The sequence below is a fragment of the Streptomyces sp. NRRL S-646 genome (assembly GCF_000720765.1).
Classification (GTDB): Bacteria; Actinomycetota; Actinomycetes; order Streptomycetales; family Streptomycetaceae; genus Streptomyces.
Window position 1 is genome coordinate 1 of record NZ_JODC01000108.1, and the last position, 308, is coordinate 308.

The 308-nt window shown below is 67.9% G+C and carries 1 protein-coding gene; it reads right to left on the bottom strand.

The window, feature by feature from the left end:
* The coding region (locus tag IH68_RS0149090) for a polyketide synthase (protein WP_159403911.1) at nt 1–308 on the bottom strand (308 nt) is incomplete at both ends.

Genomic DNA, 308 nt, shown 5'->3' on the forward strand with positions numbered 1-308 from the left:
CCGTGCTGCATCGCCAGCACCATCTTGATCACACCAGCCACACCCGCAGCCGCCTGCGTGTGCCCGATGTTCGACTTCACCGACCCCAGCCACAACGGCCGCTCACGACCCTGACCGTAAGTGGCCAACAACGCCTGCGCCTCGATCGGATCACCCAGCGCCGTACCCGTGCCATGCGCCTCCACCGCATCCACATCCCGCGGCGACAACCCCGCACCCGCCAACGCCGCCCGGATCACCCGCTGCTGCGACGGACCATTCGGAGCCGTGAGGCCATTCGACGCACCGTCCTGATTGACCGCACTGCC